Genomic DNA, 23,271 nt, shown 5'->3' with positions numbered 1-23,271 from the left:
TGACGGTGACCCGTGGAGCGGCGGTCGCCGGCCGGTGTTCAGTAGCCGGCGCCGGTGATCATGCCGCCGTCGACCAGGACCTCGCTGCCGGTGCAGTAGCTCGACTCGTCGCTGGCGAGGAAGACGACCAGCCCGCTCACCTCGCGGGTCCGGCCCATGCGGCCGAGCGGCAGGTTCTTGAAAAACGCCTCGGCGCTGTCGGCCGTGGCCGCCACCACGTCCGGATCCATCACCATCGCGGTGATGATGCCGCCCGGATGGATGGAGTTGACCCGGATGCCGTAGCCGCCGAGTTCGCGGGCCGCCGCCTTGGTCAGCCCGCGCACGCCGAACTTGCTGGCGCTGTAGGCGGCCAGGCCGGAGGCCGCGATGAAGCCCTCGGTCGACGACACGTTGACGATGGAGCCTCCGCCGGCCGTCTTCATCGGCTCGATCACCGCCTTCACCCCGAGCCACTGGCCGACCAGGTTGACGTCGAGGATCCGGCGGCACTCCTCGAGGGTCATCTCCTCGATCGTTCTGTGTTTGATGATCCCGGCGTTGTTCACCAGGGCGTCGAGCCGGCCGAACGTGGTCACCGCGGTGTCCACGGCGCGAGTCCAGTCCTCGGGTTCGGTGACGTCCATCCGGATGAACCGGCACGCGTCGCCGACCTCGGCGGCGAGCCTCCCGCCCTCCTCCTCGAGGACGTCGCCGAAGACCACCTGGGCACCCTCGGTCACGAACCGCCGCACATGCGACCGGCCCATGCCACGAGCGCCACCGGTGATCAGCGCCACCTTGCCGTCGAGCCTGCCCATGTTCACTCCTGCCGATCCGTGCCGCCGGCCGTCCGGCGGCTCGCCTGCCATCTGCGGCCCGCGGCCACGGCGACCGCCGCCGCCTCCATCGTCCGGTAGACCGGTACGCCGGCGGCGCGCGCGATCGACCGTACGTCGCTCTCGACCTCAGTCGGGGCGCACTCGGCGTTCCGGGTGACCAGCGTGACGCGGACGTCCCCGTACTCCTCCTGCAGCGCGCCGACGGCGTGGGCGTACGCGGGCAGCGCGCCGGTGCCCGTTCCGCCGTAGCTGACGAAGCTCTGCACGTTGACGTGCGCGACGACGTCGGCGTACGGCCGGTGGCCGAGGACCGCGGTGACCGCGCGCCGCACCGTGGCCGGGTCGGCACGCGGCCCGACCGGGGTCTCGAGGGGGTTGGCGAGCACGCCGCCTGTACCGAGACCGAGCTCGCGGAGCGGAGCCAGGGTGCCCTCGGGCAGCGGCGTGAGATCGAGCCCGGCGGCGTCGAACACGTCCGCAGCGAGCACGCCCGCCCCGCCGCTCGGCCCGATCACCAGGACACCCGCGTCGCCGGGCGCCGCGCGGCACGCGTGCAGGTCGAAGAAGTGCAGGACGCCGAGGAGGTCGTCCTGGCTCGTGACGACGCTGACGCCGGTCTGCGCCCCCAGCGCGTCCCACACACGGGCGTCGCTCACCATGCCGCCGGTGTGCGACGCGGCGGCGTGCCGTCCCTGGCCGCTGAGTCCGCCGATCAGCGCGACGACGGGCTTGGCCGTCGCCTGGAGCGCCTCGAACAGGCCCCGGCCGTCGCGTGGATCCTCCAGGTACAGCCCGACGGCGCTGGTGCCGGGGTCGCCGGAGAAGTGGCGCAGCAGTTCGGCGGGGGTCACGTCGGCGCTGTTGCCGACCGTCGCGACCTTCGAGAACGCCAGCCCCCGCCGCTCGCCGACCTTGACGACCTCGCCGGCCATGCCGCCGCTCTGCGAGGCGACCGCGATCCGGCCCGGTCGGCCCGGCTCACCGCCGAGGAACGTCTGGCCGCCCGCGGGGGAGTAGACGCCCATGCAGTTCGGGCCGAGCAGCCGCACGCCCGCCTCCCGGGCCGCCGCGACGAGGTCGCTCTCGAGGTCCGCGCGGCCCGCCTCACGGAACCCGCCGCTCATGACCTGGACGTACGGGATGCCCGCCGCCCGCCGTACGACGCCGGGACACCGTTCGGCCGGGACGGCGACCAGCGCGTAGTCGGTCTCGCGTGGCACCTCTGCCAGCGACCGCACGCAGGGCACGCCGTCGATCTCGGCCGCCGTGGGGTGCACGGCCACGAGGGTGCCCGGGACGCCGCTCGCCCGGTAGAAGCCGAGGAACATGTTGCCGAAGTTGGGCCTGGTGGCCGAGGCGCCGACGACCGCGATGCCTCGTGGCGCGAACAGCCGGTCGAAGTCGTCGCGGCGGCGCGGTGCGGGCCGGCGCCCGGGGTTCACGGGCTCGCCGCGCGCCGGCGGCGGCTCGCGCAGACCGGTGAGGCGGGCGTCGACGGCGATCGCGCCGCCGGGGCCGCAGACCACCGGGTTGAGCTCGAACTCCGCCGGCGCCTCGCCCAGCCTCTCCGCGACGCCGCCGGGGCCGCCGACCGCGAGGAGCACTCTGACCAGGGCGTCGCGATCCACGGGCGGCCGGCCGCGCGAGCCGTCGAGCAGGGCGGCTCCGCGCAGCTCCCGGAGCATGGAGCGCGCGTCGGCCTCGGTGACCGGGCACAGCCGCAACACGGTGTCGCGGAGCACTTCGGTCCACACGCCGCCCAGCCCGGCCAGCAGCACGGGTCCGAACGCCGGATCGAGGACCGTTCCGACGATCATCTCGACGCCGGCCTCGGCCTGCTCCTCGACCAGGAAGCCGTCCGGCGTGATGCCGTGACCGGCGAGGGTCTCCAGCATTTCGCGGGCCGCTTCGGCGGCGGCCGCGCCCGTGGCGAGGTCGAGCCGTACGGCCCCTGCTTCGCTCTTGTGCACCAGCCCGGGACCGTACGCCTTCACCACCAGCGGGGGCGTGAGAGCACTCGCGACCGGCTCGACGGCCCGCGGATCCGGTGCGGTGCCGGCGCGCGGCACGGCGATGCCGAACCCGCGGATCCAGGCCTTGACCTCGTGTTCCGCGAGGAACCGCATCGACGTTCCCGTCACCTGGCCGTCCCGCCTGCTCAGAGGCTGCCGGCGTACTGATCGCGGATGCTCCGGCGGAGCAGCTTGCCCGGCCCGCCGGACGCGTCCTGCGTGTGCGGCAGCTCGGCCGCCACCACGACCGCGTCGGGCGCCTGGTGCGCGGGCAGCCTGGCCGTCAGTGCCGTCCGTACGGCGTCGGCGTCCAGGTCGGCGCCGGAGCGGGGCACGACCGCGACGAGGATCCGCTGCTCGACGGCGTCCCCGCCGTCCGGGTGGGCGGGCACGCCGACGGCGCCGGCCTCGGCGACGCCGTCGACCCCGGTCGCCGCCTCCTCCAGCTGGGCGGGCTGCGTCCATTGCCCGCCCTTGAGGATGGAGTCCTCGCGGCGGCCCAGCACCGTCAGGAAGCCGCGTTCGTCGACGATCCCGAGGTCGCCGCCCACGTACCAGCCGTCCCGCAGCACCTCGGCGGTCTTCTCCGGGCGCCCGTCGTAGCCCGCCATCACGTTGGGCCCGGCCAGATTGATCTCACCGACCTCGCCCACGACGCGATCGCCGCCCGGCCCGGTGATCCGCACGGCGCACGACATGCGCGCCCGCCCCACCGATGAGATGTCCTGGCTGCCGTCGTGCTGCCGGCCGAAGCAGGTGTACGGGGCCTCGGTCTGCCCGTAGTAGCTGTAGATCCCGGCACCGGGCACCCGGTCGAGGATGCGTTCGCGCAGTGAGGGCAGCAGGGGCTCGCCGCCGAGCACGATCGCCCGCAGCGACGACAGGTCCGCGTCCTCGTGCTCGGCGCCGCCGAGCAGCGCGGAGAAGAAGCTCGGGATCAGGCTGACGTGCGTGACCCGCTCCCTCGGGACGACCTTCAGGAAGTTCGCCGGGCCCCAGTCCTGCTCGAGGACCAGCTTCATGCCCGCGTAGAACGCGGGGCCGACCAGGGCGGGGAAGCCGATGCCCCAGATGATCGAGCCGGTGCCCATGACCGAGTTCTCGTCGCGGTCGACGTCCAGCCAGATCTGGGCGGTCGCGAGGCTGGAGAAGTGGGTGTGCGCGACCGCCTTGGGCAGGCCGGTCGTGCCCGAGGTGTAAAAGAGCGCGAGGACGTCGTCGCCGTGCCCTCCGAGCGGTGGTTCGGTGTCCGGTGCCCCGGCGGCGAGCGCGTCGACGTCGACGGCGTCCTCGGAGCCGCCGCAGACCCGCAGCCACAGCTTCACGCCGGGCGACCTCGGGCGGATCCGGCCGATGAGCTCCTCGACGGTCGCGTCGTAGACGAACGCGGTGCACTGCGAGTGCTCCACGACCTGGGCGAGCGTGTCCTCGGTCCAGTACGGATTTAGCGCGGCGACGACCGAGCCGATCTTCATCTGGGCGAGGTAGACCTCGGCGACGTGCAGGGTCTCGTTCATGAGCGAGGCGACCCGCATGCCGGGCGTCACTCCCGCCGCCAGCAGCGCGTGCGCGACCCGGTTCACCCGGCGGTCGAGCTCGGCGTAGGTGAAGCTCCGCTCGCCGCAGTAGGTCAGCGCCACCTTGTCGGGCGTGCGCAGCGCGTTGGCGGTGAGAATGGCGTAGGCGTAGTTGCCGAAGGGGGAGTTGTCTCGCGCCACGGCACAGGTCCTTTCGGAGTGGTGCGGGCCGACGTGCGGGCTCGGGTGGACTTGGCCGGCTCGGGCTGGCTCGGGCTGGCTCGGGCTGGCCTGGGCGGGCTTCGGGTGCGGGCTCGGGTGCGGGGCCGTGGGCACGGGTCAGGAGCGGGGCGCGTACAGGACGAGGGGATTGCCGGCCGGATCGCGCAGTACGGCGCGGACCTCGTGCGGCCCCTCCTCGGGCCCCCGGACCAGGAGGGCACCGGCCGCCGTGAGCCGGTCCACCATGGCCGTGACGTCGTCGACCTTGAACGACACCACGGGACCGCTGACGACCCGCTCCTGCGGCCCGGCGATCGCGAGGGTCGTCCCCTCCCCGTCGAGAGCGGCGAACCGCTCACCGTCCTGGAACCTCATCTCGAGGCCGAGGACGTCGCGGTAGAAGCGGACGGCCGCGCCGACGTCGTCGACGGGGTACATGACATTGCCGATCCGGGTCACGCCGGGCCTCCTCGTCGGTCGGACTGCGGGTTGATCGGTCGGGGCTGCGGGTTGATCGGTCGGGCTGCTCATCGGTCGGGCTGCTCATGGGTCGGGCGGGGGCACAGGGTCGAGCAGGAGTCTCCAGCGGGGCACGGTGCCGAAGCCGGGCAGGTCCTCGAAGCACACCCGCACCCGCGATCCGATCCGTACGTCCTCGGGCGGGCATCCGACGACGTCGCCGAAGGCGCGCGCGCCCTCGTCGAGATCGATCCAGGCGAGCACGTACGGGGTGTCGAAGCCGGGCAGGAAGGCGCGGTGGACGACGCTGTAGGTGTGGATCCGGCCCCGTCCCGAGACCTGGTCGTACGGCAGGTCGGCGCCGCCGCAGAAGGGGCACGCGGGTTCCGGGAAGTGCACGAATCGGCCGCAGCCGGCGCAGTGCTGGATGAGGAGCTCGCCCCGCCGGCAGGCGTCCCAGTAAGGAGCCGTCAGCGGGGTCGGCGAGGGCAGCGGGCGCGCGTGGTCCATCGCGCGCCAAACTAGCGCACGCTTGGTTGGTCGACAAGGGCCGGTGACGGGTCGACCAGGGCCGGTCCGAGCGGGCGGTGCGCGTGGGTCAGGCGGCCCGGCGGAGCGCCTCGCGGCACAGCCGGTCGGCCTGCCGCGTCGTCTCGGGCAGCCGGTAGCGCGGGCTCAGCGCGAGCACATGGCGGCAGGCGGTGTCGAGGTCGATGCGGTGCCCGACCGACACGAAGACCGGCTTGACCCGCGGCTGGGTGCGCAGCGCCCGGCCGACTACCTCGCCGCCGTCGGTGAGCGGGCTCGCGTCGCCGCGCCGCTCGCCGGGGGGATCATAGGAGCCCAGCAACCGGGTCTTGCCGACCCCGATCGACGGCAGCCCGGTGAGCGCGCCGACGTGGCACGCCAGCCCGAACCGGCGCGGGTGGGCGAGGCCGTGCCCGTCGCTGACCAGCAGATCCGGCACGATCGTGAGCCGGCGCAGCGCGTCGACGAGGGCGGGCAGCTCCCGGAAGGCGAACAGCCCGGGGACGTAGTCGAAAGCCGCCGTGCCGACCACAGTCGACTCCTCGATCACCTTGAGCGTCGTGGTGTCGAGCACCACGACCGTGGCGGCGAGCCGGTCGCCGTCCTCCGCGTAGGCGACGTCGAGACCCGCGGCCGTGCGGACGGTCCGCGGCCCGGGGTGGCCGAGGTCGAGCAGTGGCCGCAGCCGGTCCTGGATCGCCGCCGCCTCTTCGGGTGTCTCGGGCCACGCGTGCAGTTCCCGTATGTCCACGGAGATCATTGTCGCCCGTGCAGGTCGTTTCCAACTACCCAAGCAAGTGCTAGGTCGATACTGTGGGAGTCGTGACGATCGATCTTGCCGGGCTGGTCGAACCCGGGCACACCGCGATGCTCGTCATGGAGATGCAGCGCGGTGTCGCGGGCGACCTCAGCCGGTTCCCGGAGCTGGCCGCCGTGTGTGCCGAGCGCGATGTGGTGGCACACGCGTCGCAGGCCGCGGCCGCCGCCCGCGCCGCCGGGGTACGGGTCGTGCAGTGCACCGCCGCGTTCCGCGCCGACCGGGCCGGCACACATATCGGGAACAGCCCGTTCATCAGGCGCCTGCTCCGCGACCCCGAGCACATGCTGGAGGGCACCGGCGCGGTCGAGGTCCTGCCCGAGCTGCTCCACGCCGACGACCTGGAGTCGCGGCGCCACCACGGGTTCTCTCCGTTCACCGGCACCTCGCTCGACACGACGCTGCGCGCGCTCGGTGTGCGCACGGTCGTGGCGACCGGCCTCTCCCTCAACCTGGGGATTCCCGGGCTCTGCATCGAGGCGGTCGACCTCGGCTACCGCGTCGTCGTGGTGAGCGACGCGGTGGCGGGCGTCCCCGCGGAGTACGGCGACGAGGTCATGGCGCGGACCATCGGCCTGCTGGCCGCGCGCGTCACCGCCGACGAGCTCGTCCGTGCGTGGAAGGACGGCGAGTGACCGGCGGGGGACGGCCGGGGGACGGGCGGCCATGGACGGGCTGACGCTCGCCGGCCGTACCGCCGTGGTCACCGGAGGCGCGGGCGGCATCGGCCGCGCCATCTGCGCCGACCTCGCGGCGCTCGGTGCACACGTCATCGTCGCCGACCTGGACGAGACCGGTGCGAACGAGACGGCCGCGGCGCTGCCGGAAGCGAGCGCGCTCCATGTGGACCTCGGCGACCCTGGCGACATCGCGGCCGCCGTCACGCGCCTGCGCCCGGTCGACGTGCTCGTCCACAACGCCGGCGTGAGCATCGTCGAGCCCTTCACCGAGAGCGACCCGGCGCACTGGGACCTCATGTGGAGGATCAACCTGCGTGCTCCCATGCTGCTCACCAGGGCGCTGCTGCCGGGCATGGTGGACCGCGGCTGGGGCCGGCTGATCTTCATCTCCTCCGATGGCGCCCGGGCCGGCTCGGGCGGCGAGGGCGCCTACGCGGCGACCAAGGCCGGGCTCTTCGGCCTGGCCAAGACCCTCGCCCGCGAGGCGGCACGCGGCGGTGTCACCAGCAACGTCGTCTGCCCCGGGCCGACCGACACCCCGATGACGCGGGCCGTCGCCGAGCGGCATCCGGGCCTGCTGGACCGGCTCGAACGGCAGATCCCGCTCCGCCGCATCGGCCGGCCGGACGACGTCGCCGGCGTCGTCGCGTTCCTGTGCACAGAGCGCGCCGGCTACATCACCGGCCAGACGCTCTCGGTCAGCGGCGGGATCACGATGCATTGAGGACCGCACTGTGACACCTCAGCGGGCGACCTCCGCGTCCCCGCCGCGCGAACGGCGACCGGGGTACGGAGGGCGACCGGGGTACGGAGGGCGACCGGGGTACGGAGGGCGGCCGCGGTGCGAAGGGCGGCCGGGGTCACGCCAGGGCGGAGTAGACGGCCTCGAGCAGGTTGTAGGCGCGCGGATCGCCGGAGAACTGACCGCCCATCAAGTTGGGGATGTAGGCCATGCCGATGCCGCGCTCGATGTCGCCCAGCCCGATCGAACCGCCGTAGCCGCTGTGGCCGAAGCCCGTCTCGGCGGCCTCCGGCGGGGTGAAGAAGGCCATGGCGGGACGCATGTAGCCGAGCCCGAAGGAGGTGTCGACGAGCATGACCCGGTCGGGCCCGGTGACCCGCCGCTCGATCGCCTCCCGCAGCGTCCCAAGCCCCACGATCCGCCCGGCGAGCAGATCCCGGTAGACGCCGGCGAGGCCCTTCGCCGTGGCGAGCATTCCCACGGCCGGCCAGCCGCCGCGGAGCACCACGGGGTTGTTGAAGCCCCGCTCGCCGGGGAAGGGGTTGTCGAGGGCCCGGTTGAGCGCGCTGTCCCCGCTGAGGTACGCGGCGGCCAGCCGGGCCAGTACGCCGGTCCCCGTGCCGGTGTCAGCGCCGGTGCCCGCGTTTCCGCTCGGCACGTTGGCGTCGGCGCCACTCGCGGCCGATCCCCTGGTGGTCAGCTTCGCGGCCCGTTCGATGACGTCGTCCGGCGCGCCGATCCACAGGTCGAGGTCACCGGCGAACTCCCGCCGTACGAAGTCGCCGACGCTCAGCCCGGACAGCCGCCGTACGATCTCGCCCGCGAGCCAGCCGTAGGTCACCGCGTGGTAGCCGTGCGCCGTGCCCGGCGTCCATTCCGGCGCCTGCCCGGCGAGCTCGGCCGCCATCGCGGCGGGGTCGACCGCCTCCTCGGCCGTCACCGGCCGGGCGAACGCGGGCAGCCCGGCCTGGTGGGTCAGCAGGTGCGCCGCCGTGGTGTGCTCCTTGCCGTTCACCGCGAACTCCGGCCACCAGTCCGCGACCGGCCCGTCGACGTCGTACGCACCTCGCTCGGCGAGCAGCAGCGCGGCCGTCGCGGTCACCGCCTTGGTGCAGGAGAACGCGACACACGGAGTGTCCGGCAGCCACTCGCGGCCGGTGCGCCGGTCCGCGACGCCACCCCAGAGGTCCACCACCAGCCGGTCTCCGGCGTACACCGCCACGGCGGCGCCCACCTCGCGGCCGCTCGCGAAGCCCGCCTCGAAGACGTCGCGTACGCCGGTGAAGGCCGGATCGCAGTGACCTTGGACAGTGCTCATCTCGCGGTCCTCTCACCGAAGGGGGTAACAGAATAGTGTTCGGATCCGGGAACTGGGGGCGGTGGGGGGACGCCGACGAGCGCGGGACGCTCAACCTCCTCACCCCCGAGGCGGTCCTCGCCGCGGCGTCCTGCGTTCGCGACGGCCGGGTGCTCGGCCTGTCGCTGCCCATCCGCGGGTCGACCTCCTCGCCCGCGCCCACCACGGTGCCGCACCTGCGCGGCCGGCCGTTGCCGCAGCACTTCATGTCGGTGGACGGCGGCGACTACGCGGCCGGCGCACGCGCGATCGGCGCCGGCCTCAAGATGGCCGACGACGCGCTCATCGTCACCCCGCACGGCACCACGACCCACATGGACGCGCTGTGCCACATGTGGTCGGGGGACGAGCTCTACAACGGGCATCCCGCCGGGCGGGTCCGCTCGTACGGCGCCGGGAGGTGCGGCATCGACAAGGCCGGGCCGGTCGTCGCGCGCGGCGTGCTGTTCGACGTGCCGGCCCGGCGAGGGGTCGCGCGGCTCGCCGCCGGTGACCGGATCGACGGCGCCGATCTGGCGGCGTGCGGCGTGGAGGTGCGCCCCGGTGACGTCGCGGTCGTACGGACCGGCTGGCCGCTGACCTGGCACGCCGATGGCCCCGACGCCTACTGGGCCGGCCAGCCCGGGCTGTCCGCCGACGGCGGCCGCTGGCTGGCCGAGCGCGACGTCGCCATGGTCGCCAGCGACAACGCGGCCATCGGCGGGCTCAACGCCGACCAACTCGCCGGCGAGGAACTCACCGACGACCTGCATCTCATCCTCCTGTGGCGGTACGGGATCCACCTCGCCGAGATGCTCTGGCTCGAGGAACTGTCCGAGGCCCTCCGCGCCGACACAGGCTCGAGCGCGGCGGCCGACGACACCGGCGCCGGACCGGCGGGCGACGACACCGGCGCCGGGCCCTCCGCGACGCCGCGAACCGACTTCCTTTTCGTAGCCGCGCCGCTGGCCATCGAAGGCGGCACAGCCAGCCCCATCAACCCGATAGCCGTGCTCTGACCACGTAGCAGCGAACGACCGATGAACCGTGAGGCGAAGGCCGGCCAAGCCGAAGGGAGCACGAACAACCGCATGATCACGACAGGTGTGGACGGACGGCCACCGAGACCAACACGGATGGGCGTGTCGGGGGATGGTCTGGCTGCGATACCCGGCGACGGATGGGTCACTGAGGCGAATGAGTGCGTGATCACGGCGGGGAGGGTGGATGGGTCGGGATTAAGTGCATGATCACGGTGGGAGGTGGGGGTGCCCGTCTCCGGTGGTGGCGCACTGTCCCCCGTGATCATGCAGTTGTTCGCGTCTGGGACGTCTTACGGGTGCGCACGCGATCATGTGGGTCGGGCGCCCATGCGGGTCGGGCGCCCATGCGGGTCGGGCGCCCATGTGGGTCGGGCGCTATGTGGGTCGGGCGCCATGTGGGTCAGGTGCCGGGGTAGGCGCCGCCGCCGTAGCGCTCGTCGAGGACGTCGTAGTCGGGGAGGTGGCCCTTCTTCGGGATCGACTCGGCGAACTCCACATGCCGTGGTCTCTTGTACGAGGCGATCTGTGAACGCACGTGCTCGACGATCTCGTCGGCTCCCACGTCCGCATCGTCGGCGAGCCGCACGATCGCCTTCACGGTCTGCCCGAACCGCTCGTCCGGGACCCCGATCACGGCGGCGTCAGCGATGGCGGGGTGGGTCTTGAGTGCCCGCTCGACCTCGGCCGGGTAGACGTTCTCGGCCGCCGACTTGATCATGCGGAGCCTGGGGCCGATGAAGGTGATCGTGCCGTCGGCCTCGCGGCGGCCCAGGTCACCGGTGTGGTGCCAGCCGCCGGCGCTCTTGGCCGCGCTCAGCTCCGGCCGGGCCCAGTAGCCGCTGAAGACGCTCTGGCCCCTGGCGCAGATCTCGCCGACCTCGCCGGCCGGCATCTCCGCGTCGTCCGCGTCCAGGATCCGTACGTGCGTCAGCGGGGACGGGCGGCCCGCGTGGCCGGCGCCGCCGAGGCCCAGGCCGAGGAAGGTCAGCATGCCGCCCACCTCGGTCTGGCCGTAGCCGCCCATTTTGGCGGCGCACCACGGGCTGTCGTCCACCGTGATCATCGCGTCCCACTCCGGGGAGTGCGAGACGAATCGCAGAGAGGACAGGTCGTGGTTCGCGCTCTGGTTGGCCTGCACGAGTCCGTCGATCATCGGGCCGAACAGGAACGCCTGGGTGCACTTCTCGGCCTCGATGAGCCGGCAGACCTCCTCGGCCTCGAAGGCCGGGGTGAAGACGTTCGTACCGCCGAGCTGCAGGGTGGCCAGGCAGAACATCATCGTGCCGACATGGAACAGCGGCCCGCAGTTCAGGAACGTGAATCCGTTCTCCATCTGCCGGATGTGCAGCAGCGACATCGAATGCGCGATGAGCGCCGCGTGGCTGAGCAGGGCCGCGTTCGGGCGGCCGTCGAACGCGGCGGTGTAGAGCGCGAGCACGGGGGCGTCCACCGCCACCTCGGCGGCCGGCTCGCCGGCGGGGGCCGCTTCGACGTACGACTCGTACTCGTCTCCGGACCGTACCCAGCGCGCGTCCGGAGCGGCGCCTCCGTCGCCTCCGGTCATCTCCCGGGCCTTGCGCACTTCCTCGGAGTCCGCCCACACGACGACGCGCGGGGTGAGGTCGCCGAGGACGAAGGCGAGTTCGTCCGCGCTCTGCCGCCAGTTGGCCGGGCAGCAGATCGCTCCCAGCCGGGCGGCGGCGAGCAGCAGTTCGAGGACGCGGAAGGAGTTCTGCCCGAGCCACAGAACGCGGTCGCCGGCGCCCACGCCGTCGGCCGCGAGGGCGTTCGCCAGGCGGTTCACCCGCTCGTCGAGGTCGGGATACGTGAGCCGTACGTCGCCGTCGACGCACGCGATGCCGAGCGGCCGGCTCCGCCGGTGCTCGCCGAGGACGTCCCCGAGTGTGAGCCGATGAACCTCGCCCATGCCGTCGCGCCTCCTTGTGGAACGGGTAAGCGGGTGGGATTACCGGAAGGCCGGGATGACCTCGGCCGCGAAGAACTTCAGGACCTTGCGCATCTCCTCGATCGGGATGGGCCGGGTACTGCCGAAGTCGCACATGAGGTTGTCGTAGCCCATCGCCTGGATCATCTTGATCTGCTCGATCACGCGGGCGGGGTCGCCGATGACCTCCAGTTGTTCCCAGCGGAAGTCGGCACCGACCGTGCCGCCCTTGAGGTACTTGTCCTGCCAGTACTCGAAGCCCTTGGCGACCTCGCCGGTCTTCGAGTCGATGGGTGCGCTCTGCGCGTTGAAGATGCGCGACCGGTCGAACGACGCCTCGAACCGGGCCTGGTCCTCGCGGGCCTGCTCGACGGTCGGGGCGACGTACACCGATCGGCTGGCGACCAGTTCGACGCCGTCGGTGTCGACGCCGTGCGCCTGAGCGGTCCGGTGCCAGGTCTCGGCCGCCTTGGCTATTTTGCGGAACGGGGCCGCCGGGTCGGCCAGGATCGGCAGCCCTCGGGCGGCGTACAACTCGACGGTCTCGGGGCTGACCGCGGCGATGTGCAGGGGCGGGTGCGGCCGCTGCAGCGGCTTGGGCATCAGGGTGAGCGGATGCCGCGTCTCGTGGAACCGGCCCTTGAACTCGAAGTCGTCGTTCGTCCAGAGCCCGATGATCATGTCGAGCGACTCGTTGAACCGGTCCCGCGCCTCGCTGAGATCGAGCCCGAAGGACTCGAACTCGATGCTCTGGTAGCCGCGGCCGATGCCGACCTCCAGCCTGCCGTCGGACAGCAGGTCGACCATCGCGGCCTCTTCGGCGACGTGGATCGGATTGTGCAACGGCAGGACCACGATGCCGGTGCCGAGCCGGAGCCGCTCCGTGCGGGCCGCCAGGTTCGACAGCAGGTTGAAGATGTTCGGCACCGTCCCGTACGGACGGAAGTGGTGCTCGGCGACCCAGGCCGCGTCGAACCCGAGCTCCTCCAGGAGTTCGACGACCTCGATCTGGTAGTCGTACACCTCCTTCGCCGACTGACCGGCGAACTGGTGAAAGAGGTGGAAGCTCGAGAACTTCATCGGACGATCGGCCACGGGTCTCCCTCTCAGCCTGGCGCCGGCCGGGTGGGCCCCGCCTCGCCGGGATTCCAGGCCCATCATTGCGTACCAAGCGCTCGCTTGGGAAGCCTAACAGGCCACCGCGCTCAGCGCGGCGGCCTGTCGCCGGAGCGTCCTTCGCCCGGCCGTCAGTCGTCGTGGCCCCGGTCGTCGTGGCCCTGGTCGTCGTGACCACTGTCGTCGTGGCCCCGGTCGTCGTCGCCCTTGTCGTCGTCCTTCCGGTGCCTGAGCACCTCTCCGGTCCGGGCGTCGATATCGAGGTCGTGCTCGGCGGCGCCCGCGATCACGTCGATGTCCCACACGGCCCGGCCGTGCTCGGTCTCGCGTTCCACCGACTCGATCCGGCCACCGGGAACCGTCCGCAGGGCGATTCGTACCGCCTCCGCCCGGTCGATCGCCGTCGGTGCGGACGGCATCGGGGACGCAGATGGCGATTCCGGTGCCGATGGTGACGACGGCGATGGCGTCGTCGACGGGCTCGCCGTCGGGAACGAATCGTCGGTGGGTGCGCCCGACTCCACCTCGGGGCTCGCCGGCGAGGTCACCGCCGTACGGCCCGCGGACCCGGGCGACGCGCCGCCGCCGTCGAACGCCAGGGCGATACCGCCGCCGAGAACGATCGCGGCGCCGGTGACACCCGCGATCACTGTTGTCCTTCGCATCAGCCGACCTCCTTCTTCCGGCCCCCACTTCAGGAGTCCGTGTTCAACAGGAGGTTCGCCCGAACGCGGATAGGGCCGCGCTACCACGTCACTAAGGCGGTGTTAACGTCCGCCGAGGTCGAGCACGACCAGCGCCCCGCCGCCCGCGGACCGGTCGACCGACAGTGCCCCGCCCGAGGATTCGGCGGCGCGCCTCACGATGTCGAGGCCGAGGCCGCTCGACCCGCCCCCGCTCGCACCCCGCTCCAGCGGTCGGGAGGTGGCGAACCCCGGCCCGTCGTCGGCGACGGTCAGGCGCGCGCCGCCGAGGGGCCGGGGTTCCAGGCGCACCGTGAACGCCGTGCCTTCGGGCGTGTGGGCGAAGACGTTGCCGAGCAGTGCGTCGACGCACGTCGTCAGGTCGTCGCGGCCCAACGCGACCGGCAGTGGCACCTGAGGGTCGGGGGCGGTGAGGCGGCGATCCTGGTCCTCGGCGAGGACCGCCCAGAACCGCACCCGGTCGGCCACGACCTCGGCCGCGTCGCAGCCCGAGGCGTCCCTCGCGCGGGCGGGCCGGCGGGCGTCCTCGATGATCTGGGTCACCGCGCGTTCCAGGGCGTCGACCGACGCGCCCACCCGCGCGGCCTCCTCCGGGTCACGCAGCGACTCGGTGTCGAGGCGCAGCGCGGTGAGGGGGGTGCGCAGCCGGTGCGACAGGTCGGCCGCGGCCTCCCGTTCCTGGGCGAGCAGTTCCCTGATCCGCCCGGCCAGGTGGTTGAGCGCGGCCGAGACCTCGCGCAGCTCGGGGGGGCCGCTCGGCTCCGCCCGCGCGTCGAGATCCCCCGCGGCGAGCCGGTGCGACACCGAGGCGAGGTCGAGCGTCGGATGGACGAGGGATCTCGCCATCCGCCGCGCGACCACGAGGCTCAGCCCGAGGAGGACGAGTCCCAGCGCCGCCAGGATCAGCCAGGCCCGCATGACGCCCCGGGTGAGCTCGGTGTCCGGCACGAACGTGCGCACGACCGCCGTGCCGTCCGAAAGGCCCTGGACGGCCACGAGGACCTCACGCCCGCCGGGCGCCTGCGCGGTGATGCTGTCGCCCCGCGCCGCCAGGTCCACGGCGGGCGACCGCGGCGCCGGCGTGCCGAGGATGTTCCCGCCCGCAAAGAACACGGTGACCGGCCACTCGCCGGTGCCGGCCTGTTCCAGCGCGAGCCCGAGCGCCGACCGGTCGAGCGTGGTCACGAGCGCCGCCACCGACTCGGCCTCGAGCGTCGCCGCGCCCACCGCGCGGTCGGCCGCCACCGTGCGGACGAGCAGGGCGAGCGGCACGAGGAAGGCGAGCAGCACCAGGGAGGTCGTGGCCGCCACCAGCAGCGTCAGCCGGCGCCTCATCGGGTCGGATCGACGAGCTTGACGCCGACTCCGCGCACCGTGTGCAGGTAACGCGGGTCCTGCGCGGTCTCGCCGAGCTTGCGGCGCAGCCAGGACAGGTGCACGTCGACGGTCTTGTCCGCTCCGCCGTACGACGTCCGCCACACCTCCGTGAGCAGTTCCCGCTTCGTGACCACCTCGCCGGGCCGCTGGGCCAGGTAGTGCAGCAGATCGAACTCCCTCGGGCTCAGATCGAGCGGCGCGCCGTCGAGCGCGGCCTCGCGCGCCCGCTGCTCCACCCGGAGCCCGCCCACCACGAGGACGGGGTCGGCCTCCTCCTGCCCGGCGCGGCGGAGCACCGCCCGGATGCGGGCGTCGAGCTGTGCCGCGCCGAACGGTTTGATCACGTAGTCGTCGGCACCCGCGTCGAGCACCCGTATGATCTCCTGCTCGTCGTCGCGCGCGGTCGCCACGATCACCGGAACGCGGCTGACCGCGCGGAGCATGCGGAGCACCTCCCGGCCGTCGAGGTCGGGCAGTCCGAGGTCGAGCACCACCACGTCGGGCCGGTCCTCGACGGCCTGCCGGAGCCCGCTCATCGCGGTGTGCGCCGACGACATGGCGTGGCCCTGCTCGCTGAGAGCCCGTACGAGCGTCATCCGGATCTTGGAGTCGTCCTCGATCAACAGCACCTGTGGCACAAGTGCACGGTAACTCCGGACGAGCGGCCCGGGGTTCGCGCGGGCGCGCCGTTACCGCCGCCTTAACCCTGTCTTAGGGATGTTCCGATGATGATGGGCGGATGAGGCGACGCGTTCTGCTCGGCATCGGGGGCTGGCTCGCGGCCGTGGTGGCCGCGACGGGGGTCGGCGTCGCCGCGATCGGCGTGCTCGAAGACGGCATTACGGGTTCGCGAACGCGGGCCCTCGACCAGGGCACCGTCCAGCGCGCACTGAGCAGTCCGTCCGCACCGCCGGAGTCTCCGGTGGCGTCGCCGGCGCCGCCCGGCTCATCGGCCGAGCCCGGCACGCCCGCGCCCACCGGTGACGGCATCACCCGGGTCCTCTCCACCAAGGGCGGCACCGTGACCGCGGCGTGCTCCGGGGGCCTGGTGCGGCTCGTGGCCTGGAGCCCGGCACAGGGCTACGGGGCCGACGACGACGAACGGGGGCCGGCGCGCGTGGCCTCCCTGACGTTCGAGTCCGACGACGTCGAGTACGAGGTCACGGTGACGTGCGCGGCCGACGGGCCGGTCGCCCGCACGCACAAGGACGACGGCCACGGCCGCCACGGACGCCACGGCCGAGACGACCGCTGACCTGCGGGGACGCGCCGGCGGGCGCGGGCCGGTCTGCCGTGACGCGGCAAGATCCGCTAACGTCACCGTCAGGTGTGGAGGAGGAACGCATGTTGCGTCATGTGGTGCTGTTCACCTGGGCCGAGGGCACGACCGGCGAGCAGCTGGAAAGGCTGACGACGCGGCTGGCCGAGCTGCCCGGTCTCATCCCCGAGATCGAGTCGTTCGACTTCGGCTCGGACGCCGAGATCAACGAGGGCAACCACGACTTCGGGATCGTGGCGGAGTTCGCCGACCGCGACTCTTTCGTGGTGTACCGCGATCATCCCGCGCACCAAGCAGTGATCAAGGAGTGCATCGCGCCGATCCGCGACCAGCGCGCCGCGTTGCAGTTCGAGACGGGCTGATCGCCCCGGGCTGGCCGAGAGGGGCCGATCCGGCCGAGCAAGCGCTTGTCTGAACCTCGAGTCCGGGTTACCGTCGGGCCCGGAGGACGCGGGTGCGACAGGCTTTCTCAGGACGGCAGGGCTTCTCGGAACGGGCCGCCATCGCCGGGATCGGGATGACCGCGCTGTCGCGTGCGTCCGGCCGCACGGAGCTGGACCTGGCGGTCGAGGCGTCTCGCGCGGCGCTCGCCGACGCGGGCGTCGACGCGCCCGACGCGATCCTGAGCTACCACCTGGCCGACTCGGCGCCGGTGCTGTACGTGGCCGGTGAACTGGGAATGCGCCATATCGGCTGGCACAACGAGCTGTACGGCGGCGGCACGCAGTGCGCTTCCATCCTGGCCGACGCGGCGATGCTCGTCGACGCGGGCCTCGCCGGCACCGTACTCGTCTACCGGGCGCTCAACGGCCGGTCGGGCCGCAGGCTGAACGCGATGGGGCTCCGGCTGGGGGAGGGGACCGAGGAGCAGTTCACCCACCCGTACGGCCTGGCCGGGCCCGTCCAGCAGTTCGCGCTCGCCGGTCGCCGCTATCTGCACGACACGGGCCTGACCGAGGAGCACCTGTTCGCCGTGGTCGCCCGGTCGCGGGCACACGCGATGCGCAATCCGCGCGCGCTGCGGCGTGACCCGATCGGCCTGGACGAATATCTGGCGAGTCCCATGGTCGCGTCTCCGCTGCGCAGGGTGGACTGCTGCCAGGAAACCGACGGTGCCTGCGCGCTTGTCGTCACCTCGGCCCGGCGGGCTCCGCGCGCCCCGCGGATCCACACCGTCGTCAGGGGCGGCGACCCCGGCGCCTCGGCCATGGACAAGGCGCCCGACGTCACTCGGATCTTCTCCCACCACCTCGCGGGTCCGCTGTACGAGGCGGCGGGCATGCGGCCGGCGGACGTCGACCTGGCGCTGCTCTACGACGCCTACAGCTGGCTGGTGCCGAGGCAACTCGAGGACTTCGGCCTGCTCGCCCGCGCCGACCTGGGCGACGGCCTCAGCGCCGCGCTCGACACCGTCAACCCGCACGGCGGGCTGCTTTCGGAGGGCTACGTGCACGGCCTCAACAACGTGGCCGAGGCGGTACGGCAACTGCGCGGCGACGGCACGAACCAGGCCGGCGGCGCGTCGGTCGCCCTCTGCACCGGATTCGGCGGCGGTTACGGGAGCGCGGCCGTTCTGACCGCCCCCTGACGCACGCGGTGTTCTCGCGCGTCGGCGATGCGCCTGCCGGAGGCCGGGGCACCGGTGCCGCCGGTGACCGTCCCGGTCGAGTGACCGCCGGTCAGTGGGTCGATCAGTGCGTACAGATGCCGTCGAAGAGGACCTTGAGGTAGTGGTCCGACAGGCCCTTGGCGTTGAGTCGGCCGCCGGGCTGGAACCAGCGCACCGCGACCCAGATGGTGTCCCGGATCATGCGGTAGGTCAGCTTGGGATCGATGTCCTCGCGGAACAGGCCGGTCTTCTGGCCCTTCTTGATCTCGGTGACCCACATCTTCTCGACCTCGTCCTCGGACTCGGTGAGGTAGGCGAAGCGCTCCTGCGCCTTAAGGTAGTTCCAGTCGTTCTGCATCACGGTGATGGCGGCGCGATGCGGCTCGAGCGTGCCGAAGCAGATCCGGACCAGCGCGGAGATGACCTCTCGCGGTTCGCCGCCCTTGTCGACGGCGGCACGGTTGGCGGCCATGAGCTCGTTGAAGAAGCCGGACAGGATCTCGTCGACGATCGACTCCTTGGAGTCGAAGTGGTGGTAGAGGCTGCCGGACAGGATTCCCGCCTCATCGGCGATGTTGCGGACCGTGGTGGCCTGGAAGCCCTTTTCGGCGAAGAGTTCCGCCGCGAGCCTGACAAGGTGCTCGCGGCGCTCTGAGGCCAGCGCCGGAGTGCCCTTCGCGCGGGTTCTGCCCCCGGACCGTCCGCTGTTGGTGCTCGTGGTCGTCACCTTTCCAGTATGCCGGTTGCCTCCGGCCGCCTGTTCGAAGAAGTGTACGGACACCAGCATAGAGTGCGTGGCCAAGCGCTTGTTAGGCGGCCCGCCGGTGCGTGGCGGCCGCGGGTGGGCACGCGGCGGGCGGCCGGCGCGCCCGCATAGGGTCGTGGGATGCCGCAGACGATCGTTTTCGACCTGTTCGGAGTCATCGCCCGCACTCAGGCCGACGAGGCGAGGCGCCACATCGAGGAACTGGCCGGGGTGACCGGTGAGCCGTTCTGGGACGCGTACTGGGCCGGTCGCGCGGCCTACGACGCCGGGCTGTCCAGCCGGGACTACTGGGCCGACACCGCCGGGCGGCTCGGGGTGAGCTTCGACGCCGCCACCGTGGACGCGCTGATCCAGGCCGACCTGGAGAGCTGGACCAGGGTCGACGAGCGCATGGTCGAGCTGGTGGCCGAGCTCGCCGGCCAGGGCCGAACCCTGGGCCTGCTGTCGAACATCATCGAGGATCTCGTCCCAGTGTTCGAGGGCCTCCACGGGCACTGGCTCGGGCACTTCACCGCCCTCACGTACTCCTGCCGGATCGGCGTCGCGAAGCCCGATCCGCGGGCGTACGAGATCTGCGTGCGGCGCCTCGGGGTCGCCCCGGCCGACGTGGTGTTCTTCGACGACAGCGAGCGCAACGTGGTGGCCGCCCGCGCGACCGGCATGGCCGCCGAGGTGTTCGTCTCACCCGAGCAGGTGCGCAAGATCCTCGCCACGGCGACGTGATCGACATCGCCCTCGTCGGCGGGGCCGGGCGAGGGTACGGTCTGGATCGAGCGGCCTTGAGCGGACGGGAGTGACCTTGACCGAACTCGACCTGGTCGTCCGCGCCCGCAGGGTGCTCACAGAAGGCGGCGAGTCGGCCCGGTGCGTCGGTGTGGCCGGCGGCCGGGTGGTCGCCGTCGAACCGTACGACTCGGCCCTGACGGCACCCCGCTCGGTGGTCCTGACCGACGACGAGGTTCTGCTGCCGGGGCTCGTGGACACCCACGTGCACGTGAACGAGCCCGGCCGTACGGAGTGGGAGGGCTTCGCCTCCGCCACGCGCGCGGCGGCGGCCGGGGGCGTGACCACGATCGTCGACATGCCGCTGAACTCGGTGCCCCCGACCGTCGACACCGGCGCCCTCTCCGTCAAGCGCGCGGCCGCCGGCCGGCAGTGCCATGTCGACGTGGGCTTCTGGGGCGGGGCGGTCCCGGGGAACACGCCGCGGCTGCGGGCACTGCACGACGCCGGGGTGTACGGCTTCAAGTGCTTCCTGGTGCACTCGGGCGTGGACGAGTTCCCGCACCTGTCGGCGGACGGGCTCGAGGAGGCGCTGGCCGAGCTGCGCTCGTTCGACGGCCTCATGATCGTGCATGCCGAGGACCCGGTGGTCATCGACGAGGCGCCGGACCCGCGAGGGACGCACTATGACCGCTTCCTCGCCTCCCGGCCGCGCGCCGCGGAGGACGTCGCGATCGCCCAGGTGATCGAGCTGGCCCGCCGTACCGGAGCGCGGGCGCACGTCCTGCACCTGTCGTCCTCGGACGCCCTTCCGATGATCGCTTCGGCGCGCCGCGACGGCGTGCGGATCACCGTCGAGACCTGCCCGCACTACCTGACGTTCACCGCCGAGGACGTGCCCGACGGCGCCACGCAGTACAAGTGCTGCCCGCCGATCCGCGAGGCCGCGAACCGCGAGGCGCTCTGGGACGGACTCGCCGCCGGTGTCATCGACTGTGTCGTCTCCGACCACTCACCGTGCGTTCCCGAGCTCAAGCGGCCGGACACCGGCGACTTCGGCGAAGCGTGGGGCGGCATCTCCTCGCTGCAACTCGGGCTCTCCGCCGTGTGGACCGAGGCCAGCGCGCGGGGGTTCACGCTCGCCGACGTGACCCGGTGGATGGCGGAGCGGCCCGCCGAGATCGCCGGGGTGCGCGGCAAGGGGCGCATCGCGGCCGGTTTCGACGCCGACTTCTGCGTCTTCGCCCCGGACGCCGTCCAGGTGATCGACCCCGCCGCCCTGCACCACCGGAACCCGGTCACGCCGTACGCCGGCGCGGCGCTGTCCGGTGCCGTACGCGGCACCTGGCTGCGCGGTGCACCGATCGACCCGGCGCGACCGCGCGGGCGCCTGCTCACCCGCCTGGGCGCCACCGCGGAGTCACCCGGCGGCGGGCAGGAGGACATGTGAACGACTTCCAGCGGCTGCCCGACCTCGCGTCGCGCGCGGTGGGCGGGTCGGTGGTCGCCGCCAACGACGAGTCCTTCGCCGAGCGCGAGAACCTCGTCAAGCCGTCGGCACCGGTGTTCTCCCCACGGACGTTCGGGCACAAGGGGCAGGTGTACGACGGATGGGAGACCCGCCGTCGCCGCGAACCCGGGCACGACTGGGCGATCGTGCGGCTCGGCATGCCCGGCGTCGTGCGCGGTGTGGTCATCGACACCGCGTTCTTCACCGGCAACTTCCCACCGCACGCCTCCGTCGAGGCCTGTTCGGCCGAGGGCTACCCCGGCCTCGCCGAACTTGAAGAGGTCGCCTGGGTGGAGATCGTGCCGAGAATGCCGCTGCGAGGCGACACGGCGCATCATTTCGACGTGGCCGCCGGTGACCGCTTCACCCACGTACGCCTGCGGATCTACCCCGACGGCGGGGTGGCGCGGCTGCGCGTGCACGGCGAGCCGGTCGCCGACCCCCGGTTGCTCGCCGGGCTGCCGGTCGACCTGGCGGCGCTCGAGAACGGCGGCATGGTCGAGGACTGCTCGAACATGTTCTACTCCTCGCCGAACAACCTCATCGCGCCCGGCCAGGCGACGGTGATGGGGGAGGGCTGGGAGACGGCGCGGCGCCGCGACGACGGCAACGACTGGGTGCTGGTCCGGCTCGCCGCCCCGGGCATCGCCCGCCTGGCCGAACTGGACACCACCCACTTCAAGGGCAACGCGCCCGGCGCCGCCGCGCTGCGGGGCTTCGACGCGCGTACGGCGGTGCCCGGCGACGAGGCCGCGTGGGTTCCACTGCTGGAGCGGACCCGGCTGCAACCGGACACGCGGCACCGGTTCCCGCTGGCCGGCGGCGACGAGATCACGCACGTGCGCCTCGATATCCATCCGGACGGCGGCATGGCGCGGTTCCGCCTGTTCGGCGAGCTGACCGCGGACGGGCGGCTGGCCCTGGAGCGGCGCTGGGCGGAGCCCGCCGGCTGACCGTCCGGGCGACGGGGCCCGCCGGTCGCCGCGGCATTGACAGGTCACCGGCGGTGCCGCAGCGGCGATGACGTACCGCCCCGGCCCCGTGATGACGCCGGCCGCACTCATGCCGATCCCGTCGGCGCCTTGGTGGAGTGCACCCGACGCGGTGCAGGATTCCCGCTTCGGCTCCGGCCCGCCCCTCGTGGGCGGCGCCGGAGCCACCGCACGTCACAACGCATGTCATGGCGCACTTCACGCAGCGATCTGCCAGGAGCACACATGATCATGGAAGTTCACCCGCCCGGCGCGCCGAGCTGGGTCGAGATCGCGGTCCCCGACGTCGGCGCGGCCCGGGAGTTCTACGGCTCCCTGTTCGGCTGGGAGTTCGCCGGCGGCTCGCCCGTCGCCGGCGGCTACACCACGTGCCTGCTCCGCGGGCAGCCGGTCGCCGGCATCACCGGCACGGGGGATGGGCCCGGCCGCAGGTGGACCACCTTCTTCGCCACCGACGACGCCGACGCCAGCGCTCAGCGGATCACCGCGGCGGGCGGGTCGCTGGTCCTCGCGCCCAGGGACGTCGCGGACCAGGGCCGGGTGGCGCTGGGCGAGGATCCGGAGGGGGTGCTGTTCGCGGTCTGGCAGGGCCGCGAACACCGGGGTGCGGGCATCGTCGGCGAGACCGGTGCGATGAGCTGGCACGAACTCGGCACCGCCGATCCGGACACGGCGGTCGAGTTCTACGGCACCGTCCTCGACCGCCCGGTGCGGCCCATGGGCATCCCCGGCTTCGACTACTGGACCGTGTCGGTCGGAGAGAATCGGGTGGCGGGCATCTGGGCCGACGCGAGAGCGCCGCGGCAGTGGACCACCTACTTTTCCGTCGAGGACGCCGACGAGGCCGCGCGCCGGGTCACCGCGGCCGGCGGACGGGTCCTGCGGGGCCCGATGGACTCCCCCCAGGGCAGGCTGGCCGTCGTCGCCGACCCGTTCGAGGCCCTCCTCGCCGTGGTCCGGCCGCCGGAGCCGTAGACCCTGTCTCGGCGGCGTGCCACCACCCACCCGTGGTGCCGATGAACCGGGTACCGAACACCCCGATGATGGCCTCTAGCGGCTGTCTCGTCCGGTCT

The 23,271-nt window shown here is 72.6% G+C and carries 23 protein-coding genes; 10 read left to right on the top strand and 13 right to left on the bottom strand.

All coding sequences use genetic code 11. The features are described from left to right. Positions 1 to 38 precede the first annotated feature (38 nt). The 6 genes from HKK74_RS01360 to HKK74_RS01335 form a co-directional block, all read right to left on the bottom strand. On the bottom strand, positions 39 to 800 hold the full coding sequence (locus HKK74_RS01360) for a glucose 1-dehydrogenase (RefSeq protein WP_187241061.1): 762 nt from the start codon (positions 798 to 800) through the stop codon (positions 39 to 41). A 2-nt stretch (positions 801 to 802) separates the two neighbouring features. Continuing rightward, the gene (locus HKK74_RS01355) at positions 803 to 2,947 is read right to left on the bottom strand and encodes an acetate--CoA ligase family protein (protein ID WP_187241407.1); all 2,145 of its coding nucleotides are present in this window, start codon (positions 2,945 to 2,947) and stop codon (positions 803 to 805) included. Between the two features lie 32 nt (positions 2,948 to 2,979). Next, positions 2,980 to 4,551, bottom strand: a complete 1,572-nt coding sequence (locus HKK74_RS01350; protein WP_187241060.1) for a class I adenylate-forming enzyme family protein — start codon at positions 4,549 to 4,551, stop codon at positions 2,980 to 2,982. Positions 4,552 to 4,689: 138 nt separating this feature from the next. Continuing rightward, a complete protein-coding gene (locus HKK74_RS01345) occupies positions 4,690 to 5,031 on the bottom strand; it encodes a VOC family protein (RefSeq protein ID WP_312881160.1) in 342 nt (113 codons plus the stop codon). An 84-nt stretch (positions 5,032 to 5,115) separates the two neighbouring features. Beyond that, a complete protein-coding gene (locus tag HKK74_RS01340; RefSeq protein ID WP_187241058.1) occupies positions 5,116 to 5,541 on the bottom strand; it encodes a Zn-ribbon domain-containing OB-fold protein in 426 nt (141 codons plus the stop codon). Positions 5,542 to 5,629: 88 nt separating this feature from the next. Continuing rightward, positions 5,630 to 6,319, bottom strand: coding sequence for an endonuclease V (locus HKK74_RS01335; RefSeq protein WP_187241057.1), 690 nt, complete (start codon positions 6,317 to 6,319; stop codon positions 5,630 to 5,632). 62 nt (positions 6,320 to 6,381) lie between these two features. Here HKK74_RS01335 and HKK74_RS01330 point away from each other — a divergent pair, with 62 nt between their 5' ends. Further along, positions 6,382 to 7,011: an isochorismatase family protein gene (locus tag HKK74_RS01330; protein ID WP_312881158.1), complete on the top strand. Its 630-nt coding sequence runs from the start codon at positions 6,382 to 6,384 to the stop codon at positions 7,009 to 7,011. A gap of 31 nt (positions 7,012 to 7,042) precedes the next feature. Continuing rightward, on the top strand, positions 7,043 to 7,780 hold the full coding sequence (locus HKK74_RS01325; RefSeq protein ID WP_187241405.1) for an SDR family NAD(P)-dependent oxidoreductase: 738 nt from the start codon (positions 7,043 to 7,045) through the stop codon (positions 7,778 to 7,780). Between the two features lie 136 nt (positions 7,781 to 7,916). On the opposite strand, the gene HKK74_RS01320 is transcribed toward HKK74_RS01325, so the two are convergent. After that, positions 7,917 to 9,116 (bottom strand): serine hydrolase domain-containing protein, encoded by a 1,200-nt coding sequence (locus HKK74_RS01320; protein ID WP_187241056.1) that lies wholly within the window; start codon positions 9,114 to 9,116, stop codon positions 7,917 to 7,919. Positions 9,117 to 9,148: 32 nt separating this feature from the next. On the opposite strand from HKK74_RS01320, the gene HKK74_RS01315 reads away from it, so the two are divergent. After that, positions 9,149 to 10,153 carry a cyclase family protein gene (locus HKK74_RS01315; protein ID WP_187241404.1) on the top strand — a complete coding sequence of 335 codons (1,005 nt, stop codon included), beginning with the start codon at positions 9,149 to 9,151 and terminating at the stop codon, positions 10,151 to 10,153. 424 nt (positions 10,154 to 10,577) lie between these two features. Here HKK74_RS01315 and HKK74_RS01310 read toward each other — a convergent pair whose 3' ends face one another. The 5 genes from HKK74_RS01310 to HKK74_RS01290 form a co-directional block, all read right to left on the bottom strand. After that, on the bottom strand, positions 10,578 to 12,104 hold the full coding sequence (locus HKK74_RS01310) for an AMP-binding protein (protein ID WP_187241055.1): 1,527 nt from the start codon (positions 12,102 to 12,104) through the stop codon (positions 10,578 to 10,580). Positions 12,105 to 12,143: 39 nt separating this feature from the next. After that, positions 12,144 to 13,202: an LLM class flavin-dependent oxidoreductase gene (locus tag HKK74_RS01305; RefSeq protein ID WP_187241403.1), complete on the bottom strand. Its 1,059-nt coding sequence runs from the start codon at positions 13,200 to 13,202 to the stop codon at positions 12,144 to 12,146. Between the two features lie 167 nt (positions 13,203 to 13,369). After that, complete coding sequence (locus tag HKK74_RS01300) at positions 13,370 to 13,903, bottom strand: PepSY domain-containing protein (RefSeq protein ID WP_187241054.1); 534 nt, start codon at positions 13,901 to 13,903, stop codon at positions 13,370 to 13,372. A 102-nt stretch (positions 13,904 to 14,005) separates the two neighbouring features. Then, complete coding sequence (locus HKK74_RS01295; protein WP_187241053.1) at positions 14,006 to 15,277, bottom strand: sensor histidine kinase; 1,272 nt, start codon at positions 15,275 to 15,277, stop codon at positions 14,006 to 14,008. Next, positions 15,274 to 15,957, bottom strand: a complete 684-nt coding sequence (locus tag HKK74_RS01290) for a response regulator transcription factor (RefSeq protein ID WP_187241052.1) — start codon at positions 15,955 to 15,957, stop codon at positions 15,274 to 15,276. The genes HKK74_RS01295 and HKK74_RS01290 overlap by 4 nt, the downstream gene beginning before the upstream one ends. Positions 15,958 to 16,058: 101 nt before the next feature. Here HKK74_RS01290 and HKK74_RS01285 point away from each other — a divergent pair, with 101 nt between their 5' ends. From HKK74_RS01285 to HKK74_RS01275, 3 genes are all read left to right on the top strand, one after another. Further along, positions 16,059 to 16,574: a hypothetical protein gene (locus HKK74_RS01285; protein ID WP_187241051.1), complete on the top strand. Its 516-nt coding sequence runs from the start codon at positions 16,059 to 16,061 to the stop codon at positions 16,572 to 16,574. Positions 16,575 to 16,663: 89 nt separating this feature from the next. Next, positions 16,664 to 16,960, top strand: coding sequence for a Dabb family protein (locus HKK74_RS01280; RefSeq protein ID WP_187241050.1), 297 nt, complete (start codon positions 16,664 to 16,666; stop codon positions 16,958 to 16,960). A 155-nt stretch (positions 16,961 to 17,115) separates the two neighbouring features. Next, positions 17,116 to 18,186 carry a thiolase C-terminal domain-containing protein gene (locus tag HKK74_RS01275; RefSeq protein ID WP_187241402.1) on the top strand — a complete coding sequence of 357 codons (1,071 nt, stop codon included), beginning with the start codon at positions 17,116 to 17,118 and terminating at the stop codon, positions 18,184 to 18,186. 103 nt (positions 18,187 to 18,289) lie between these two features. On the opposite strand, the gene HKK74_RS01270 is transcribed toward HKK74_RS01275, so the two are convergent. Further along, complete coding sequence (locus tag HKK74_RS01270) at positions 18,290 to 18,934, bottom strand: TetR/AcrR family transcriptional regulator (RefSeq protein ID WP_312881199.1); 645 nt, start codon at positions 18,932 to 18,934, stop codon at positions 18,290 to 18,292. A 159-nt stretch (positions 18,935 to 19,093) separates the two neighbouring features. On the opposite strand from HKK74_RS01270, the gene HKK74_RS01265 reads away from it, so the two are divergent. From HKK74_RS01265 to HKK74_RS01250, 4 genes are all read left to right on the top strand, one after another. Further along, positions 19,094 to 19,696 (top strand): HAD family hydrolase, encoded by a 603-nt coding sequence (locus HKK74_RS01265; protein WP_187241048.1) that lies wholly within the window; start codon positions 19,094 to 19,096, stop codon positions 19,694 to 19,696. Positions 19,697 to 19,772: 76 nt separating this feature from the next. Next, the gene (allB, locus tag HKK74_RS01260) at positions 19,773 to 21,146 is read left to right on the top strand and encodes an allantoinase AllB (protein WP_187241047.1); all 1,374 of its coding nucleotides are present in this window, start codon (positions 19,773 to 19,775) and stop codon (positions 21,144 to 21,146) included. Then, a complete protein-coding gene (alc, locus tag HKK74_RS01255) occupies positions 21,143 to 22,159 on the top strand; it encodes an allantoicase (protein WP_187241046.1) in 1,017 nt (338 codons plus the stop codon). The genes allB and alc overlap by 4 nt, the downstream gene beginning before the upstream one ends. A 264-nt stretch (positions 22,160 to 22,423) precedes the next feature. Further along, the gene (locus HKK74_RS01250; RefSeq protein WP_187241045.1) at positions 22,424 to 23,173 is read left to right on the top strand and encodes a VOC family protein; all 750 of its coding nucleotides are present in this window, start codon (positions 22,424 to 22,426) and stop codon (positions 23,171 to 23,173) included. The last annotated feature ends 98 nt before the right edge of the window (positions 23,174 to 23,271 follow it).

Origin of the sequence: Actinomadura alba (assembly GCF_014323705.1) — a bacterium.
Lineage (GTDB): Bacteria > Actinomycetota > Actinomycetes > Streptosporangiales > Streptosporangiaceae > Actinomadura_C > Actinomadura_C alba.
The sequence above is the reverse complement of the archived record's forward strand: the minus strand, read 5'-3'. Positions and strand labels throughout refer to the sequence as shown.